This is a genomic window from Shimia sp. MIT1388 (assembly GCF_047124445.1).
Taxonomy (GTDB): Bacteria; Pseudomonadota; Alphaproteobacteria; order Rhodobacterales; family Rhodobacteraceae; genus Shimia.
In genome coordinates, this window is record NZ_CP138921.1 from 153974 (window position 1) to 170996 (window position 17023).

Genomic DNA, 17023 nt, shown 5'->3' on the forward strand with positions numbered 1-17023 from the left:
GCTGCATGGAGCAGTCGTGCGTGGCCCCAGACCAGGTCTGGGACAGTGAGGCAGTTTTTGTGGGGTTAGACGCCGATGGTTTTTTCGCGACGGATGACCATGAGGATGGAGGTTACACCCAAAATCGAGGTGGCACACATCAGCCACAGTAGCGGGAACGCGCCGGTTTCTGGTGTCAGCAGCGCGCCTGCGAGGGCGGAGAGGGCTGCGCCGCCGCCGATCATGATCGCGCCGGTGAGGCCGGAGGCGGTGCCTGCGAGGTGTGGGCGTACGGAGAGCGCACCAGCGGTGGCGTTGGGGATGGCAAGGCCGTTGCCGATGCCGACAAAGGTCATGAAGCCGAAGAAGATCTCAGCGGAGCCGAAGCCCATCGCGAAGATTGACAAAGAGGCGCCAACGCCCAGACCACAGATGGTGCAGCCCATCATCACCATGCGGTTGATCCCCACGCGGGCGGAATAGCGGCCGGAGAGGAAATTGCCGATGAAATACCCCACCGCAGGGGCGCCGAAGTAGATGCCCATTTTGGCGGCGTCCATGCCAAAGAGCTCGGTGGCCACAAAGGGCGCGCCACCGAGGTAGGCAAAGAAGGCGCCGGAGGTGAAGCAATTGGCGAGCGAATAGCCCCAGAACCGGGGGCTGGTCAGGAGCTCGGGATATTCTCGGAACTGTTGGCCCAGTGAGAGCCCGCTGCTGGATTTGGTTTCGCCGAGGTCACGCCAGGTGAGCCAGAGAATGGCGGCACCGGTGGCAAACAGAAGCCAGAAGCTGGCTTGCCAGCCAAAGGCGCTGTCCAGCAGGCCGCCAAGTGCAGGGCCAAGCATGGGCACCACAGTCATGCCCATGGTGACGTAGCCAATCATCGAGGCGGCTTCGTCGGTAGAGACCATGTCGCGCACCACGGCGCGGGACAGGACCATGGCGACCACCACGGCGGCCTGTAGCATGCGGAAGGTCAGGAAGATTGCGGCGTTGGGTGCGTATATGCAGCCAATGGTGGCGGCTAAGAAGATGACAAGGCCTGCGAGGATCACCGGACGGCGGCCAAATTTGTCGCTGATTGGGCCAACCACAATTTGCAGCACGGCGTTGACGGCAAGGTAGACCGCGATGGAGAGCTGCATCACGCCATAATCGGTGCCGAAATATTCGGTCATCGACGGCAGGCTGGGCAGGAAGATGTTCATGCACAGTGCCGAGACCCCGGCCAGCAGGATCAGCGTGAAGATATTGGGTGGTGAGGTTCGGTCGAGAAATTGACCGCGGGCCATTGTACTCATGGGCTAAGAGGTAGGGGCGCGGTCGGCAAATGTCCATGGATTAATTTCAATTGTGAACTATTTGCTAATTTGCAATTCGCACGACCTTCATTTTCTTGAGTTTGCAAATTTGCGGGAAAATCCTTTTGCGGGTGCAGCAAGCTGCCTATGGTGTTGCGCAAAGCTTTTGGGGGCAGTGCATCCTGTGCCTGCCCAAATCGACGAATGAGGGCCGTGCCATGAAAGACATTCTGCAACAGTTGGAAGAGCGCCGTGAAGTTGCGCGTTTGGGTGGCGGTCAGCGCCGGATCGACAGCCAGCACGCCAAAGGCAAGCTGACCGCGCGGGAGCGGATCGAGCTGCTGTTGGATGAGGGCAGCTTTGAAGAGTTTGACATGTTCAAAACCCATCGCTGCACCGAATTTGGCATGGAAGAGCAAAAGCCTGCGGGCGACGGCGTGATCACCGGCTGGGGCACGATCAATGGCCGTATGGTCTATGTCTTCTCTCAGGACTTCACGGTGTTTGGTGGCTCCTTGTCGGAGACCCACGCGCAGAAGATCTGCAAAATCCAGGACATGGCGGTGCAGAATGGCGCGCCAATCATTGGCCTGAACGACTCGGGCGGCGCACGTATTCAGGAAGGCGTCGACTCGCTGGCTGGCTATGCAGAAGTGTTCCAGCGCAACATCATGGCGTCCGGCGTGGTGCCGCAGATTTCCGTGATCATGGGCCCATGTGCCGGTGGTGCGGTGTACTCGCCTGCGATGACCGACTTCATCTTCATGGTGAAAGACACCTCTTATATGTTTGTGACCGGTCCGGATGTTGTGAAGACCGTGACCAATGAGGTTGTGACGGCTGAGGAATTGGGCGGGGCGTCGACGCACACCAAAAAGTCCTCGGTGGCCGATGGCGCGTTTGAGAACGACGTGGAGGCGCTGACCGAAGTGCGCCGTCTGGTGGACTTCCTGCCACTGAACAACCGCGAGAAACCGCCGGTGCGTCCGTTCTTTGATGAGCCGGGCCGGGTTGAGAAGTCTTTGGACACGTTGGTGCCGGAGAACCCCAACACGCCATACGACATGAAAGAGCTGATCGCCAAAGTGGCGGATGAGGGCGATTTCTACGAGATTCAGGAAGACTACGCCAAGAACATCATCACCGGCTTTATCCGCCTGGAAGGTCAGACCGTGGGTGTTGTTGCCAACCAGCCGATGGTGCTGGCGGGCTGTCTGGACATTGACAGCTCCCGCAAGGCGGCCCGGTTTGTGCGCTTCTGTGACTGTTTTGAAATTCCAATCCTGACGCTGGTGGACGTGCCGGGCTTCCTGCCTGGGACCAGCCAGGAATATGGCGGGGTGATCAAACACGGCGCGAAGCTGCTGTTTGCTTATGGTGAAGCGACCGTGCCGAAGGTGACTGTGATCACCCGGAAAGCTTACGGCGGGGCCTATGACGTGATGGCCTCCAAGCATCTGCGCGGCGATTTCAACTACGCCTGGCCAACGGCGGAGATCGCGGTGATGGGCGCGAAAGGCGCGACCGAGATCATTCACCGCGCTGATCTGGGCGATGCGGAGAAGATTGCGGAGCATACCAAGGATTATGAAGACCGCTTTGCCACGCCATTTGTGGCGGCCGAGCGTGGCTTCATCGATGAGGTGATCATGCCGCAGAGCACACGCAAGCGGGTGAGCCGGGCGTTTGCGAGCCTGCGCAACAAGAAGCTCGAGAACCCGTGGAAAAAGCACGACAACATCCCGCTGTAATGACCTATAGGTGGATCCACTAACGATCCACTACAAGGAAGAATTGAATATGCGTACCCTTACTTTTGCCTCCTGCATTTTGTTTGCGTTGCCACTGGCAGCGCAGGCGCAGAGCTGTCGTGGTGTCCAGTCGCTTGATCTGGGCAACGGCACGAAGGCTTGTGTTGTTAAGATCGAAGAAGGCGCGATTACGACAACAAGAACGCGGGATGACTATGCCAGTTCGCAAAAACACACGCGGGCGCAGCCGATGGTTGGTGCGTCGATGACCGGGCCTATCCCGGCCAAGCGGGCCACGGTCAAAAAGCAGATGTTGGCGATGTGCAAGGCGACGCAAGCCAAGGTCGCTAAGCAATTTGCCGGCAAGAAGTACAACCGCGTCATCTTGATTCAGGACTGGACCAAGGCAGGCGGCAAGGTTCAGGCTGGCTTTTCGTCCGATAATTGTAAAGGATTCCGGTTCTTTGCCAGCTAAAGCGACATATCACGTTGCTTTCGGGTTCGCGGCTGATGTCGCGGACCTGGCTCGGTGCGGTGGAGTTCCCAGTGGATGCTGGGCCATATGACCCGCGCTGGCCCCAATATTGCGGTGTACCCGCCAGCCGTTTCGGTAATCGCCCCTGTGACGGCGGTTGCATTGGAGTGGTTGGTGCCGTTGGCGGTGTTGCCTGCTGCGGGCACGCTTAACAGCGTTGTGCCCGGTGTGGTGCTGCTGGGGGCTGCCGGGTGGTTGGCCATGTCCGGGGCGCGGGCGTTCCGGGCGGCAGGGACCAATGTGGATCCCACGCAACCGGTGCTGAAACTTGTGCGCAGCGGGCCGTACCGGTTCACGCGTAACCCGATGTACCTGGGCATGGTTGTGTTGCAACTGGGCTTGGCGCTGACGTTTTCATTGGATTGGGCGGTGCTGGGCGCGGCGGTGGTGTTTGTGCTGCTGCACTTTGGTGTTGTGCTGCGCGAAGAGGCTTATCTGACCGACCTCTTTGGGGCGGACTATCAGGCGTTTCTCACACAGACACGGAGGTGGCTATGAGCCGGAGCCGCTGGCATATCCAACGCGAGGGCGATGCGCTGACCATGAGCCGTCGGTTGCCGGTGCGCTGGGACGTGGTGGCGGAGACCTCGTTGCCGGATGCGGGCTTGCTGCGCACGGCGCAGCAGGTGCGGCAGGATATGTGGCGGGCGTTGCAGGATTTGCGTGGCTTTGCGCCAACTGTTGAGGTGCGGCGCGAGGCTGGGCGGCTGGTTGTGAAGGCCGGCGGGGCTGTGGATGGCGCAGTGGCCAAGGGCCATGCGCAGGCCATCATTGCCGAGATTTTGGACTGTCCTGAGCGGCGGGATCGCTGGCGGCGGTTTGCGCAACACCGGGGGGCGTCCTCATGAAATTTGTGACGCAACGTAAGGCTTTGGCGCAAAAAACTTTCGCGTCTCGCACATTTTTTGCAGCTTTTACAAAAGAACTGTGCAAGCGTGCGACTCAGCTTACGCTTTCCGCCGCGTTTGGAGGGGCCCTCACGGGCGCGGCCACGGCCGGGGTTTTGGAGGAGACCCCGGTCGTGCCCTCAGGCAACGATCTCCATCTTCAGGAAATTCTCTACGAAGTGCGCGCGGATGAAAGCCGTGTGGCGCGGTTCCGCTATGTCATGCCGCTCATTCGGCAGGGTGTGGAGTTCACCGAAATCGAGGAAGACTTCTTTCATCTGTGCATTGGCGTCGCAGTACCGTATCTCGCCATTCAGGATGAAACAGTCGATCAGGTGATCATATCCATGGCGGACAGAGAAACCACATTTGGCGAGACCACACAGGTGGCGACGCAGTTTTTTGAAGCATTCAGCGTGCAGGATGGCACCTGTATCTGGGAGGGCTTCTGATGACACCACTAGATATTGTTAACGTTAAGGGCAATGAGCAAGACATTGCGGCTTTGCGGTCACAGCGGATGAGCTTGGGCTCGTATCTGTATCTTTTTGCAGAAGATTTGCATAACCTGCGCGCATGTCCCCAACGTGGGGCAGTGAGGCAGGCCGGGCAAATCCGCCCGGTTTGGACGTTAAACAATGAATGGAGAACAAGATGTCCAAGAGCATCAAGTCATTCCTGGCAATCGGCCTCGTGGCCCTGGTTGCAGCCTGTGGCCAAGACGAGCCGCTGGAAGAATATGTTGTGGTCGACCCAGAGCCGATCTCGACTGAGCCGACCTACACCGGCAAATACAAGTAAGGCGATCCGCCTAACAGGTGGACAGGCCGCGCGGCCTGTTCACACCCGCGCCACGCTCTCAGCAATCCGGGGAGATGTGGCATGATCAAGCATCGCGGGTTCCCCGGCCGTCTTCCGGGCACGGATTTCCAATTCACCATTCGTCGCGCCAACCCCAAAGGGGTCACGCCGATCACCCGTCGTGAGCGGTTCAAAGACCGTCGTCCGCCGGATCGTCGCGCGGATGCGGCCTTTATGCAGGCACTGTGGGTGCATTTTGGCGACCAGCCATTTGAGCGCGGCAATCTGGATGCGGGCCGTTTGAGCTGGCTGTTCGGGCGCGAAGTGGTCGCGGTCGAAGAGGATTTTGACCCCGAAGATTATGAGGCACTGCTGGTCATTGATGAAGCGGTGGCCCGCGTGTCTTTCCCGGACGCATTTGAGGATGACTGGGCGTAATGTTGCCGATGCCACGACATAATGGGCAAGCCATTGCCCAAAGCGGGACAGAGGCAAAATTGCCCCTGTTTTCCGTAGTTTGCCGTGGCAAGGTCACTGTCATGGAGCGGGGCGTTGTCGCGCATCGCTCCTGTAACAGTGTATTCCGTTACCCTTCCCCTTACGGGTGGTCCTGTATTGTCCCTTCAGGATCACCCGTTTTTTCTGTGACGCTTGCGCGTGCGGTGAAAACGGGTGAAATTGTGGGCGTAAACACAGACCAGGCGGGCAGTAGATCCGCCGACAAACCCACATCGGGAAGAGGCACAGACACATGCGTATCACAGCAGCAGTTTCCATCATTGCGCTCCTTGGGCTTTCGGCGTGCGGCCGGACCATGGGCGAGCAAGCGCTCATCGGCGCGGGTGCAGGCACCGTGGCGGCAGCGGCCGTTGGCGGCAGCCTTGCGGCCGGCGCGGTTGTCGGCGGCGCGGCCAACACGATCTATTGTCAAGAATTCGCCACCAGTTGCTGAGCGCCTTTGCGCGCCGCAGGGTGATTTGAATTGTCCGGCTGAAACCCAGCCGGTTCCGAACCCAGAGCCATCGACGTGCGCAAGCGCGGCGGTGGCTTTTTTGTTGCCTATGCAAGCTGCTGTCGCGGCTCGCGAAGACCAAGAAGGACGATAAGATGTTCGACAAGATCCTGATTGCCAACCGGGGCGAGATTGCCTGCCGCGTGATCAAAACCGCTCGTAAGATGGGCATCAAGACGGTGGCGATTTATTCGGACGCCGACAAGCAGGCGCTGCATGTGCAAATGGCGGATGAAGCCATCCACATCGGTCCGCCACCTGCGAACCAGTCTTACATCGTGATCGACAAGGTCATGGACGCAATCAAACAGTCCGGCGCGCAGGCTGTGCATCCGGGCTATGGCTTCCTGTCGGAAAACGCCAAGTTTGCCGAGGCTTTGGAAGCCGCTGGCGTGGCTTTCGTGGGCCCGCCTAAAGGTGCGATTGAGAGCATGGGGGACAAGATCACCTCCAAGAAAATCGCGCAGGATGCCAATGTGTCGACCGTGCCGGGCTATATGGGCCTGATCGAAGACGCGGATGAGGCGGTAAAGATCTCCAACGAGATTGGCTATCCGGTGATGATCAAAGCCTCCGCCGGTGGTGGCGGTAAGGGTATGCGGATTGCCTGGAACGATCAGGAAGCGCGTGAGGGCTTTCAATCGTCCAAGAACGAAGCCGCGAACTCGTTTGGCGATGACCGTATCTTCATTGAGAAGTTTGTGACCCAACCGCGTCACATCGAAATTCAGGTGCTGTGCGATGCGCATGGCAACGGGATTTACCTGAACGAGCGGGAATGCTCGATTCAGCGCCGGAATCAGAAGGTTGTTGAAGAAGCGCCAAGCCCGTTCCTGGATGAAGCCACCCGTAAGGCGATGGGCGAGCAGTCTGTCGCGCTGGCGAAAGCCGTGGGCTATGCCTCTGCGGGCACGGTGGAATTCATCGTTGATGGCGACAAGAACTTCTACTTCCTTGAGATGAACACCCGTTTGCAGGTGGAACACCCTGTGACCGAGCTGATCACCGGTGTGGACCTTGTGGAGCAGATGATCCGCGTGGCGGCGGGCGAGCCGCTGTCGATCACGCAGGATGATGTGACCATCAATGGCTGGGCGATTGAGAACCGTGTCTATGCGGAAGATCCCTATCGCAACTTCCTGCCGTCGATTGGCCGTCTGACTCGTTATCGTCCACCTGCCGAGATTGCTGCCGGTCCGATGTTGGACAACGGCAAATGGGCGGATGATGCCAAAGAGGGCAAAGGCTTTGCTGTGCGTAATGATACTGGCGTCTACGAAGGCGGCGAGATCAGCATGTATTACGATCCGATGATCGCAAAGCTCTGTACCTGGGCACCGACCCGTGAAGAGGCGATTGAGGCGATGCGTCAGGCGCTGGACGGGTTTGAGCTGGAAGGCATTGGCCACAACCTGCCGTTCGTGAGCGCGGTGATGGATCACCCGAAGTTCATCTCCGGTGATATGACCACCGCCTTCATTGAGGAAGAGTATCCGGAAGGCTTTGAAGGTGTGGAGCTGCCGGAAGACCAGTTGAAGCGCGTGGCTGCTGCTGCGGCGGCGATGTACCGCGTGGCGGAAATTCGTCGCACGCGGGTGTCGGGCCGCATGGACAACCACGAGCGCCGTGTGGGCAAGAAGTGGGTTGTGTCTGCGCAAGGCACCGATTTTGCGGTGAAGGTGAAGGCCGACAAGAAAGGGTCCACCATCAAGTTTGAGGATGGCAGCAAGCTGCGCGTGTCCTCGGACTGGACACCGGGTGATCAACTGGCGACCTTGAAGGTAGGCGGCGAGAAGCTGGTGCTGAAGGTTGGCAAAGTGCCGGGTGGTTTCCGTCTGCGTACCCGTGGCGCCGATCTGGTGGTGCACGTGCGCAGCCCGCGTCAGGCGGAACTGGCTAAGCTGATGCCGGAGAAAGTGGCGCCAGATACTTCCAAGATGCTGCTTTGCCCGATGCCGGGTCTGATCGTAAAGGTCGACGTGGAAGTGGGTGATGAGGTGCAGGAAGGTCAGGCGCTCTGCACCGTGGAAGCCATGAAGATGGAAAACATCCTGCGGGCGGAGAAAACCACCGTGGTCACCAAGATCAACGCGGCGGCCGGTGACAGCCTCGCGGTGGACGACGTGATCATGGAGTTTGAATGATCCGCTAAGACTTTCGGCATCCGGCGGCAGCGCCGGGTGCCACACGCATCCCCTAGAGCCCAAAGCCATGTTTCTTTCCGCCCCATATCACGCTTCAAGACCCTGTGTCTTGACCTACGGCGGAGAGGCTCTAGGGGTTCATGTTAACGCAAACATGAATTGGGAGAGATTGGCATGAGCGCGGTTTTGGATATTGCACGCACAACAAAGATTGGCCCGTTTGAGGTAGGTCGGCTGGCCTATGGCTGCTGGCGGTTTTCCGGCAGCACGGTTGCGGACGCCACGGCGAAGATTGAGGCCGCGCTAGAGATTGGCGCCAATCTGGTGGATACGGCGGCGATCTATGGGTTTGGTGAAGAGGGTTTTGGCGCAGCCGAGGCTGTTTTGGGCGAGGTTTACGCCTCTCAAAAAGGGCTGCGGGAGAAAACTGTTCTGGTCACCAAAGGCGGGATTCACCCGCCGGTGCCTTATGACAGCCGCGCGTCTAACCTTATTGAGAGCTGTGAGGCGTCGCTCGCGCGGCTCAAAACCGATGTGATCGACGTGTTTCTGGTGCATCGGCCGGACCTTTTGGCGTCCTATGACGAAGTGGCGGAAGCGCTGACGCAGTTGCGGGCGGCGGGGAAGATCCGCGAGGCGGGGGTGAGCAACTTCACCCATACGCAAATCCGGGCGTTGCAGAGCAAGCTGGATTTTGCGCTGGTGGCCAATCAGCCGGAGTTCTCGCCGCTGGCCATCGACCCTTTGGAAGATGGCACGCTGGACATTGCGCAGGAGGTGAACCTGGCGATCATGGCGTGGTCTCCGCTGGGCGGGGGGCGTTTGACGGCAGGGCATCAGCCGGAAGCGGGCACGCAGGAGGCGCGGGTGTTGTCCGTGCTGGATGGCATTGCCACACGCGAAGGTGTTGGTGTGGATCATGTGGCGCTGGCCTGGGTGTTGGCGCATCCAGCGGTGAGCATGGCGCTTATTGGCACGCAGAATGTGGCGCGGATCACAGACAGCGCCAAGGCTTATGAGGTGAAACTGAGCCGACAGGACTGGTACGACGTGCTGGTGGCGGCACGCGGAGCGCCGATGCCGTGATACGACGCGGGCGTCATATCCCGGTATGCACCGCCGCCTACGGCTGGCGGCGGTCGCGGATTTCCTGCTGGCGCAGCGGGTGTTTGTCGATGGAGGCAGAGAGCTCCCGCACCGTCCAAGGGGTTGGCTTGCGCAGGTACACAACGCCGTCTTTTTCCACCAAGGCCACCATGAAGCCACGCGGGCGTAGCTGCTTGCGCAGGGCGGATTTGGCGGATGGATCAGTATCGGTGAGCACAATCACATCGCGCTCAATCAGGTCGTCGGGAAAGGCCTCGATCAGCTCGAGTTGCTGCAGGTACCGGGGGTCGCGGTCGGTGTCTGCAAAGACCACAAGCACCCGGTTTTTCCAGAGGTATGCGCTGAGGTCGGCGTTCAAACCAGATTGTATTAATTCCAGTGCATTTTCCGCCACGGTTTCCACGGAGGCAGAGGCATCATTTTCAGCGGTTTCTGTGGCTTGTACGGCAGCGCCAGTCGCGGCCAGAAAACCAGTCAGAACAAAGGCTAAGCGGTGGGTCATCGTCTCTCCTGTTGAGACCAATATAGGGGGTGTTTCCCCCAATACGAACCCCTTTGGTAAAGTCGGTCAAATTTTAACGTCGGTTAACAGCATTTGCACGGGTGATGCGGCATGATGGCGGCCTCTGTATATCCGGCCAGCCTTGAGGGTGTGGCCCTCAAAAAGGTGCGCAAAGCCATGGACGTCATCCTACATGTCGGGGCCCATCTGAGTGGGGTTTCCACGCTCGCCAGCTATCTCAACCGCAACCGCCGTCCGCTGGAGGCCCATGGGCTGAAGGTGTGGACACCGGAGGTCACACGCAAAGGTCTGTTTGACGGGCTGACGCTGAAATCCGGTTTGGACGGTGTGGCGCGCAGGCGCGCGCGGGGGGCCGGACGGGTGCAGCTGCGCTGTGCCATGTTGGAGCGGCAAAGGGTCCGGGAGCTTTTGGTTCTGGAGCCACATATGCTGGGCTCGATGGAGAACAACATTGCCAGCGAACGGCTCTACCCGGCAGCGGGCGAGCGTGTGGCCCGCATGGTGCATGCCTTTGGCGGGCGTGTGAAGCGGGTGGTACTGGGCATGCGCGCGCTGGAAGACTACTGGGGCGGCGCAATGGCCCATGCCTTGCAGATGGGCGCAGATGTGCCGAGTGAGGCAACCATGGATCGGTTGGTCACGCAGCCGCGCAGCTGGCGCAAAGTGGTGCAGGATGTGGCCTGTGCCGCGCCAGACGCGGAAATTCTGGTGCTGCCGTATGAGCGGCTGGGCGAGCAGCCGGCGCGGGTTGTGGAATATGCCGTGAGCGGACGGTTTGGTGCGCCAACCAATTTCCGCGTGAGCGGTCTGTCGCATGTTCCGGAGTTGCCGGTATTGCGCGAGGTGCTGGCCGATCGCGGGGTGGACCCGCAGAGCCTGCCCAAAGGCACGGACCGCTGGCATCCGTTCAGCGGGTTCCAAGTGGATATTTTACGCGAGATTTACGTTGAGGATTTGGCCTGGCTGCGCGCCGGGGCGGATGGTTTGGCGTTTCTCATCGAAGAAAACGGGACCAGCACGGCGCGACATGCCGGGCGCTTTGGCCCCTAAAGAACACAGACGAGGATGACACCAATGACGGACACCAAGAAATGGGCCGAACTGGCAGAGAAAGAGCTGCGCGGGAAGCCGCTTGAGGATCTGACCTGGAAGACGCTGGAAGGCATCGACGTCAAGCCGCTCTATACGGCGGAAGACACCGAGGGGCTTGATCACATGGGCTCCATGCCCGGGTTTGGCCCGTTCACCCGCGGCCCCAAGGCCACCATGTATGCGGGCCGTCCTTGGACCATCCGTCAGTATGCGGGCTTCTCCACTGCAGAAGAATCCAACGCCTTCTACCGCCGCAACCTGGCGGCCGGACAGCAGGGTGTCTCCGTGGCTTTCGATCTGGCGACGCACCGCGGCTATGACAGTGACCACGAGCGCGTTGTTGGCGATGTGGGCAAGGCCGGTGTGGCAATCGACTCCGTTGAGGACATGAAAATCCTGTTTGACGGCATTCCGCTGGACAAGGTTTCCGTGTCGATGACCATGAACGGCGCAGTGATCCCGATCCTGGCGAACTTCATTGTAGCGGGCGAAGAGCAGGGCCATGACAAGAGCCTGTTGGCAGGCACCATTCAGAACGACATTCTGAAAGAGTTCATGGTGCGCAACACCTATATCTATCCGCCAGAACCATCGATGCGGATCATTTCCGACATCATTGAGTACACCTCCAACGAGATGCCGAAGTTCAACTCGATTTCGATTTCCGGCTATCACATGCAGGAAGCGGGGGCGAACCTGGTGCAGGAGCTGGCCTATACGCTGGCGGATGGGCGCGAATATGTGCGTGCGGCGATGAACGCGGGCATGGATGTGGACAAGTTTGCCGGGCGTCTGAGCTTCTTCTTTGCGATTGGCATGAACTTCTTCATGGAAGCGGCGAAACTGCGTGCGGCGCGGACGCTGTGGCATCGGGTGATGACCGAGTTTGGCGCCAAGAACGAACGCTCCAAGATGCTGCGTACCCACTGCCAGACTTCTGGCGTGAGCTTGCAGGAGCAGGATCCATACAACAACGTGATCCGCACCGCTTATGAGGCGATGTCGGCGGTTTTGGGCGGCACACAGTCGCTGCACACCAACGCGCTTGATGAAGCCATCGCACTGCCGACCGACTTCTCGGCCCGGATTGCGCGCAACACGCAACTGATCCTGCAGGAAGAGACCGGCGTGACCAATGTGGTCGATCCATTGGCGGGCTCTTACTATGTCGAGGCGCTGACCGATGACCTGATCCAGAAGGCCTGGGCGCTGATGGAAGAGGTTGAGGAAATGGGCGGCATGACCAAGGCGGTGGCCTCTGGCATGCCAAAGCTGCGCATCGAGGAGAGCGCGGCGACCCGTCAGGCGATGATCGACAAAGGCGACGAAGTCATTGTGGGTGTGAACAAATACCGCAAGGACAACGAAGATCCGATCGACATTCTGGACGTGGACAACGTGGCGGTGCGCGAAAGCCAGGTGGCGCGTTTGGCGCAGATCCGCGCGGATCGGGACAGCGCGGCCTGTGAGGCGGCATTGGCGAACCTGACCAAAGTGGCGAAAGAAGGCGGCAACCTGTTGGCGGCGGCTGTGGAAGCGGCGCGGGCGCGTGCCTCGGTAGGAGAAATCAGCATGGCAATGGAGAAGGAATTCGGCCGCCATCGGGCCGAGGTGAAGACATTGGCGGGCGTTTATGGCGCGGCGTACGAAGGTGACGAAGGCTTTGCGGCGATTCAGAAATCCATCGAGGATTTTGCCGAAGAGGAAGGCCGTCGTCCGCGTTTGCTGGTGGTGAAAATGGGCCAAGACGGACACGACCGCGGTGCGAAGGTGATTGCAACCGCCTTTGCTGACATCGGGTTTGACGTCGATGTAGGCCCGCTGTTCCAGACCCCTGAAGAAGCGGCGCAGGACGCGGTGGACAATGACGTGCACGTGGTGGGGATTTCCTCGCAGGCAGCGGGTCACAAGACTTTGGCGCCACAGCTGATTGAGGCGCTGAAAGGCAAAGACGCGGAAGACATCATTGTGATCTGTGGCGGGGTGATCCCGCAGCAGGACTATGAATTCCTGCAAAACGCTGGCGTGAAGGCGATCTTTGGGCCGGGCACCAATATTCCGGAGGCCGCAGAGAATATTCTCGGCCTGATCCGCGCGGCGCGGGCGTAAGCGCCGGGGGCTGTCTGCCCCCAGACCCCCGAGGATATTTGGGGACTGTGAAAAGCGGGGCGTTGCAGGTAACTGCAGCGCCTTTTTTTGCGGCTCAGTGGCGTTGGATTTTCAGGCAGGCGCGCATGCCGCCGGTGCCGGCTTCAAAATGAAGTGTGCCGCCGTGCTGTTCGGCCACGGTGGCCACGATGGTCAGGCCGAGGCCGTAGCCCTCGATGGCTTGGGTGTTGTCGCCACGGGTGAAAGGCGCGACGGCGGCTTCGATTTCGGCGGCGGTCATACCGGAGCCTTCATCTTCGACGGTGATGATGGCGTGCTCGGCGGTGGCCTCAACGGCCACTTTGGCTTTGCGGCCGTATTTCAAGGCGTTTTCGATCAGGTTGGAAATCGCGCGTTTGAGCGACACGGGGCGGGCGGAGACCAGGATGCGTTGTTCCGTTGGCAGTGCGCCACGACCGGCGGTGGCGGTAAACACCGAGCCGCCACCCTGAAACGACGGGGTTTCGGAGGTCGCTAGTGTGACGGGTTGGCCGAGGTCCTGGTAGTCGTCGACCAGCGCGTCAATCAGCGAGGTGAGCGAGAGGTTGCGGGGTGGCTCTTCGTTGAGCTCGGCGCGGGTGTAGGTCAGCACGCTTTCGATCATCTCGGTCATGCTGTCGATGTCGGCCTCAAATTTGCCACGCAGCTCGGCGTCTTCGACCAAGGCGGCGCGCAGGCGCAGGCGGGTGGCCGGGGTGCCAAGATCGTGGCTGACGCCGGACAGCACCGTGGCGCGTTTGGCAATTTGTTCGCGTTCGCGCTCCAGATAGAGGTTCAGCGCCTGCACAATCTCGCGCAGCTCTTCGGGCCCTTGCAGGGCGTAGCTTTGTGGGCCGCCAAGGCGGCGGTGATTGCGCAGGGCGCGCGCAAAGCGTTCAAAATGCGCAGAAGTGTCGCGCACCAGCGTGGTGAAGATCGCCAGCGCCACCAGCGCCAATAGGATGGCGGGCAGGCGCAGATCAGTGGGGGCGGCGTGGCAGCCCCAGACGTCTTGCCCGTCGATGCGTTTCCAGTCCTGCGCGCCCATGCGGGCAAAGAGGATGGGTTCGCTGCAATAGGTCGCGAGAAGCTGGGTGACGTTGCCCAGTTTTTGCGCCGCGGATTGCCGACCGTTGGAGATCAGCTCGGACACGTTGTACTGCAGGCTGTCAGACACAATGATCAGCGCCAGGGACTCGCCGGAGACCGGATCATGGCCCTGACCTTTGATGGAGACGTTGGTGACAAAGGCCGGTTGAGGCACGTTGGGCAGTTGCCAGAAGTCACCTTGCATGACCTGGGTTTGCGCCAACTGAGAAAGGGGGCTGATGTCCACCCCCACCGGAGGGTCGGCGCGGGTGCGCAGGCTGTCATAGAGAGAGACACCGGCGACGTAGGAGCGGGTGAGGTGGTCGCGCCAGCCGTTGGTGGAGGAGGACCACATCCAGGCCGTGGCGTAGGCGGTCAGAAAACAGGCGGCGACCAGCAGAACGCCCAGGGTGTTCAGGCGAAGGCCCTGTGACGTGGCGGTCATTGATCGTCCTCAACCGCCACATCAACGGCAAAGACGTAGCCGACACCACGTTGGGTGCGCAGCATTTCTGGTATTTTGGGCTCGGCTTCGATTTTGCCGCGCAGACGGCCCACCAGAACGTCAATGGCGCGGCCCGGGTTTCCGTTACCTGCGTCCTGACCATCGCCGGTCACATCCAGCGCGGTGTTGATTTCTTCGCGGGTCAGGGGGATGTGGGGGTTGCCCAGGAAAACCTTGAGCAGGGCGGTTTCCTTACGCGAAAGGCTGACCTGATAGCCCTGAGGAGAGGTGACCTCGTCGCGCTTGGCATCATAACACCAGCCGCCAAAGCGGAAGGTGGAGATGCTGCGCCGGTAGGTGAGGGAGCTGCTGCGTTTGGCGCGGTGCAGGACGGCTTTAACGCGGGCGAGCAGCAGGTTGGGGTTAAACGGTTTGGCGATGTAGTCGTCCGCGCCGACTTCGTAGCCTGCCATACGGTGATGGTCGGCAGAGAGGGCGGAGACCAGGATCACAGGCACGTCCTGTTCGTGGCGCAGGCGTTTGCAGATGTCGACGCCATATTCGTCCCCTAACATCACATCCAGCAAGATGAGGTCCACGCGGCCACTGTCCAGTTGTTCGCGAATGGTGACCTCGCTGTCACACGGCAGGGCGATGAAACCGTTTTGGCGCAGGAACTGCGTGAGCATCCCACGAGTTTCCGCGTCATCATCAACCACCAAAAGCCGTGGAATCGTCATGCCTACCTCCCAATAGTTGCCCGCCGCTCCCCCACGGCAGGGTGTTGTGTTGCTTGCTTTGTAACAGCGTGCAACAAAATCAAGGCCTAGGTAACAGCGTGTAACAGAACACCGGATTTTGTGACATGGCAAAGGCAAAACCGGTATTTGGTGGATTGTTACGCCCCCTCAGCGTTTGGCAGGAAAGGGGCAGCACTGCTCAGACGGGCAGTCGAAATTGGGAGGACATTATGAAAAAATCCGTATTCGCAGCCGCGGTGGTTGCGTCCTTTGTGGCATCCAACATTGCCAAGGCTGAGCCTCAGGCAGAGGTTCTGCACTGGTGGACATCCGGTGGTGAAGCCAAGTCCGTGGCTGTGCTGCAGAAAGAGTTTGCCGACAACGGCGGCACCTGGACCGACATGCCTGTGGCCGGTGGTGGCGGCGACGCGGCGATGACCGCACTGCGGGCCCGCGTGCTGTCTGGCAATGCGCCAACCGCCGTTCAGCTGAAAGGCCCGGCCATTCAGGAATGGTATGAAGAAGGCGTGCTGGCAGACATCTCTGCCGTGGCCGAGGAAAAAGGCTGGGACACTGTGCTGCCAGCCTCCATCGCGGGTCACATGAAGTGTGAAGGCAGCTGGTGCGCGGCACCGGTGAACGTACACCGTGTGGACTGGATCTGGGCCAACGCGGACGTGCTGGAAGCCAACGGCATTGCAATGCCAAACACCTGGGACGAGTTCAACGCGGCGGCTGACAAGCTGCAGGCGGCGGGTGTGATCCCACTGGCGCACGGCGGTCAGGCTTGGCAGGACGCAACTGTGTTTGAAGCTGTGGCACTCGGCCTTGGTGGCCCTGAGTTCTATCAGCAGGCGCTTGTGGACCTAGACCCGGCAGCGCTGCAGTCTGACACGATGATTGCTGTGTTTGACCAGATGCGCAAACTGCGCGGCTATGTGGATGGCAACTTCTCCGGTCGTGACTGGAACCTGGCCACCGCGATGGTGATGAACGGCGAAGCGGCGTTCCAGATCATGGGCGACTGGGCCAAAGGTGAATTCCTGGCGGCTGGCAAAGCTCCTGGTGAAGACTTCCTCTGCGCCTCCACCCCAGGCAACGGCTACCTCTATGTGGTTGACAGTTTTGCCATGTTTGACGTCGACGGCGACGACAAAAAAGCAGGTCAGAACCTGCTGGCAGACCTGATCATGGGTCCAAACTTCCAGGAAGTGTTCAACCTGAACAAAGGCTCCATTCCAGCCCGTACAGATGTGGCGCTGGACAAGTTTGAGAGCTGTGCCCACACCTCTGCCGCCGATATGGCTGCGAGCAGCGACGAAGGCTCCCTGCTGCCAAGCTATGCCCACGGCATGGCGCTGCGCGGCGCGCAGGCCGGTGCGATCACCGATGTTGTGACCGCGCACTTCAACTCGGACATGTCTTCTGCCGATGCGGTGAAGATGCTGGCCGACGCGGTTGCGAACTCGCTGTAACCTTCTCCCACGCCC

At 60.1% G+C, this 17023-nt stretch carries 17 protein-coding genes; 13 read left to right on the plus strand and 4 right to left on the minus strand.

Annotated features, from left to right (window positions below; genetic code table 11):
- Positions 1-65 precede the first annotated feature (65 nt).
- On the minus strand, positions 66-1280 hold the full coding sequence (locus tag SIB92_RS00695; protein ID WP_412554011.1) for a multidrug effflux MFS transporter: 1215 nt from the start codon (positions 1278-1280) through the stop codon (positions 66-68).
- A 218-nt stretch (positions 1281-1498) separates the two neighbouring features.
- Between SIB92_RS00695 and SIB92_RS00700 the strand changes: the two genes are divergently transcribed.
- From SIB92_RS00700 to SIB92_RS00745, 10 genes are all read left to right on the plus strand, one after another.
- Positions 1499-3031: an acyl-CoA carboxylase subunit beta gene (locus tag SIB92_RS00700; RefSeq protein ID WP_412554012.1), complete on the plus strand. Its 1533-nt coding sequence runs from the start codon at positions 1499-1501 to the stop codon at positions 3029-3031.
- A 10-nt stretch (positions 3032-3041) separates the two neighbouring features.
- Positions 3042-3506: a hypothetical protein gene (locus SIB92_RS00705; protein ID WP_412554013.1), complete on the plus strand. Its 465-nt coding sequence runs from the start codon at positions 3042-3044 to the stop codon at positions 3504-3506.
- A gap of 54 nt (positions 3507-3560) precedes the next feature.
- The gene (locus tag SIB92_RS00710; protein WP_412554014.1) at positions 3561-4064 is read left to right on the plus strand and encodes a methyltransferase family protein; all 504 of its coding nucleotides are present in this window, start codon (positions 3561-3563) and stop codon (positions 4062-4064) included.
- The gene (locus SIB92_RS00715) at positions 4061-4414 is read left to right on the plus strand and encodes a hypothetical protein (RefSeq protein WP_412554015.1); all 354 of its coding nucleotides are present in this window, start codon (positions 4061-4063) and stop codon (positions 4412-4414) included. The genes SIB92_RS00710 and SIB92_RS00715 overlap by 4 nt, the downstream gene beginning before the upstream one ends.
- Positions 4411-4905 (plus strand): DUF6497 family protein, encoded by a 495-nt coding sequence (locus SIB92_RS00720; protein WP_412554016.1) that lies wholly within the window; start codon positions 4411-4413, stop codon positions 4903-4905. Before SIB92_RS00715 ends, SIB92_RS00720 begins: the two co-directional genes overlap by 4 nt.
- A 202-nt stretch (positions 4906-5107) precedes the next feature.
- A complete protein-coding gene (locus SIB92_RS00725; protein WP_295177606.1) occupies positions 5108-5254 on the plus strand; it encodes a hypothetical protein in 147 nt (48 codons plus the stop codon).
- 81 nt (positions 5255-5335) lie between these two features.
- Entirely contained in the window at positions 5336-5692 is a 357-nt protein-coding gene (locus SIB92_RS00730; RefSeq protein ID WP_412554017.1) for a hypothetical protein, read from the plus strand.
- A gap of 313 nt (positions 5693-6005) precedes the next feature.
- Positions 6006-6206, plus strand: coding sequence for a hypothetical protein (locus SIB92_RS00735; protein WP_295177607.1), 201 nt, complete (start codon positions 6006-6008; stop codon positions 6204-6206).
- Positions 6207-6361: 155 nt separating this feature from the next.
- Positions 6362-8410: an acetyl-CoA carboxylase biotin carboxylase subunit gene (locus SIB92_RS00740; RefSeq protein ID WP_412554018.1), complete on the plus strand. Its 2049-nt coding sequence runs from the start codon at positions 6362-6364 to the stop codon at positions 8408-8410.
- A gap of 174 nt (positions 8411-8584) precedes the next feature.
- Positions 8585-9496, plus strand: coding sequence for an aldo/keto reductase (locus SIB92_RS00745; protein ID WP_412554019.1), 912 nt, complete (start codon positions 8585-8587; stop codon positions 9494-9496).
- 37 nt (positions 9497-9533) lie between these two features.
- On the opposite strand, the gene SIB92_RS00750 is transcribed toward SIB92_RS00745, so the two are convergent.
- A complete protein-coding gene (locus SIB92_RS00750) occupies positions 9534-10019 on the minus strand; it encodes a DUF4174 domain-containing protein (RefSeq protein WP_412554020.1) in 486 nt (161 codons plus the stop codon).
- A 114-nt stretch (positions 10020-10133) separates the two neighbouring features.
- On the opposite strand from SIB92_RS00750, the gene SIB92_RS00755 reads away from it, so the two are divergent.
- Positions 10134-11090 carry a hypothetical protein gene (locus SIB92_RS00755; RefSeq protein WP_412554021.1) on the plus strand — a complete coding sequence of 319 codons (957 nt, stop codon included), beginning with the start codon at positions 10134-10136 and terminating at the stop codon, positions 11088-11090.
- A 24-nt stretch (positions 11091-11114) separates the two neighbouring features.
- Complete coding sequence (gene scpA, locus SIB92_RS00760) at positions 11115-13241, plus strand: methylmalonyl-CoA mutase (RefSeq protein WP_412554022.1); 2127 nt, start codon at positions 11115-11117, stop codon at positions 13239-13241.
- A 94-nt stretch (positions 13242-13335) separates the two neighbouring features.
- Here the strand turns inward: scpA and SIB92_RS00765 are convergent, their stop codons facing one another.
- Together SIB92_RS00765 and SIB92_RS00770 are read right to left on the minus strand one after the other, a co-directional pair.
- Entirely contained in the window at positions 13336-14793 is a 1458-nt protein-coding gene (locus tag SIB92_RS00765; protein ID WP_412554023.1) for a sensor histidine kinase, read from the minus strand.
- Complete coding sequence (locus SIB92_RS00770; RefSeq protein WP_294118215.1) at positions 14790-15533, minus strand: response regulator transcription factor; 744 nt, start codon at positions 15531-15533, stop codon at positions 14790-14792. Before SIB92_RS00770 ends, SIB92_RS00765 begins: the two co-directional genes overlap by 4 nt.
- 230 nt (positions 15534-15763) lie before the next feature.
- Here SIB92_RS00770 and SIB92_RS00775 point away from each other — a divergent pair, with 230 nt between their 5' ends.
- Positions 15764-17008, plus strand: a complete 1245-nt coding sequence (locus SIB92_RS00775; protein ID WP_412554024.1) for an ABC transporter substrate-binding protein — start codon at positions 15764-15766, stop codon at positions 17006-17008.
- Positions 17009-17023 lie beyond the last annotated feature (15 nt).

Bases quoted from the DNA above. Each gene is read 5' to 3' on its own strand.
- SIB92_RS00695 (WP_412554011.1), bottom strand. From the start codon at position 1,280: ATGAGTACAATGGCCCGCGGTCAATTTCTCGACCGAACCTCACCACCC.
- SIB92_RS00700 (WP_412554012.1), top strand. From the start codon at position 1,499: ATGAAAGACATTCTGCAACAGTTGGAAGAGCGCCGTGAAGTTGCGCGT.
- SIB92_RS00715 (WP_412554015.1), top strand. From the start codon at position 4,061: ATGAGCCGGAGCCGCTGGCATATCCAACGCGAGGGCGATGCGCTGACC.
- SIB92_RS00720 (WP_412554016.1), top strand. From the start codon at position 4,411: ATGAAATTTGTGACGCAACGTAAGGCTTTGGCGCAAAAAACTTTCGCG.
- SIB92_RS00725 (WP_295177606.1), top strand. From the start codon at position 5,108: ATGTCCAAGAGCATCAAGTCATTCCTGGCAATCGGCCTCGTGGCCCTG.
- SIB92_RS00730 (WP_412554017.1), top strand. From the start codon at position 5,336: ATGATCAAGCATCGCGGGTTCCCCGGCCGTCTTCCGGGCACGGATTTC.
- SIB92_RS00735 (WP_295177607.1), top strand. From the start codon at position 6,006: ATGCGTATCACAGCAGCAGTTTCCATCATTGCGCTCCTTGGGCTTTCG.
- SIB92_RS00740 (WP_412554018.1), top strand. From the start codon at position 6,362: ATGTTCGACAAGATCCTGATTGCCAACCGGGGCGAGATTGCCTGCCGC.
- SIB92_RS00745 (WP_412554019.1), top strand. From the start codon at position 8,585: ATGAGCGCGGTTTTGGATATTGCACGCACAACAAAGATTGGCCCGTTT.
- SIB92_RS00750 (WP_412554020.1), bottom strand. From the start codon at position 10,019: ATGACCCACCGCTTAGCCTTTGTTCTGACTGGTTTTCTGGCCGCGACT.
- SIB92_RS00755 (WP_412554021.1), top strand. From the start codon at position 10,134: ATGGCGGCCTCTGTATATCCGGCCAGCCTTGAGGGTGTGGCCCTCAAA.
- scpA (WP_412554022.1), top strand. From the start codon at position 11,115: ATGACGGACACCAAGAAATGGGCCGAACTGGCAGAGAAAGAGCTGCGC.
- SIB92_RS00765 (WP_412554023.1), bottom strand. From the start codon at position 14,793: ATGACCGCCACGTCACAGGGCCTTCGCCTGAACACCCTGGGCGTTCTG.
- SIB92_RS00770 (WP_294118215.1), bottom strand. From the start codon at position 15,533: ATGACGATTCCACGGCTTTTGGTGGTTGATGATGACGCGGAAACTCGT.
- SIB92_RS00775 (WP_412554024.1), top strand. From the start codon at position 15,764: ATGAAAAAATCCGTATTCGCAGCCGCGGTGGTTGCGTCCTTTGTGGCA.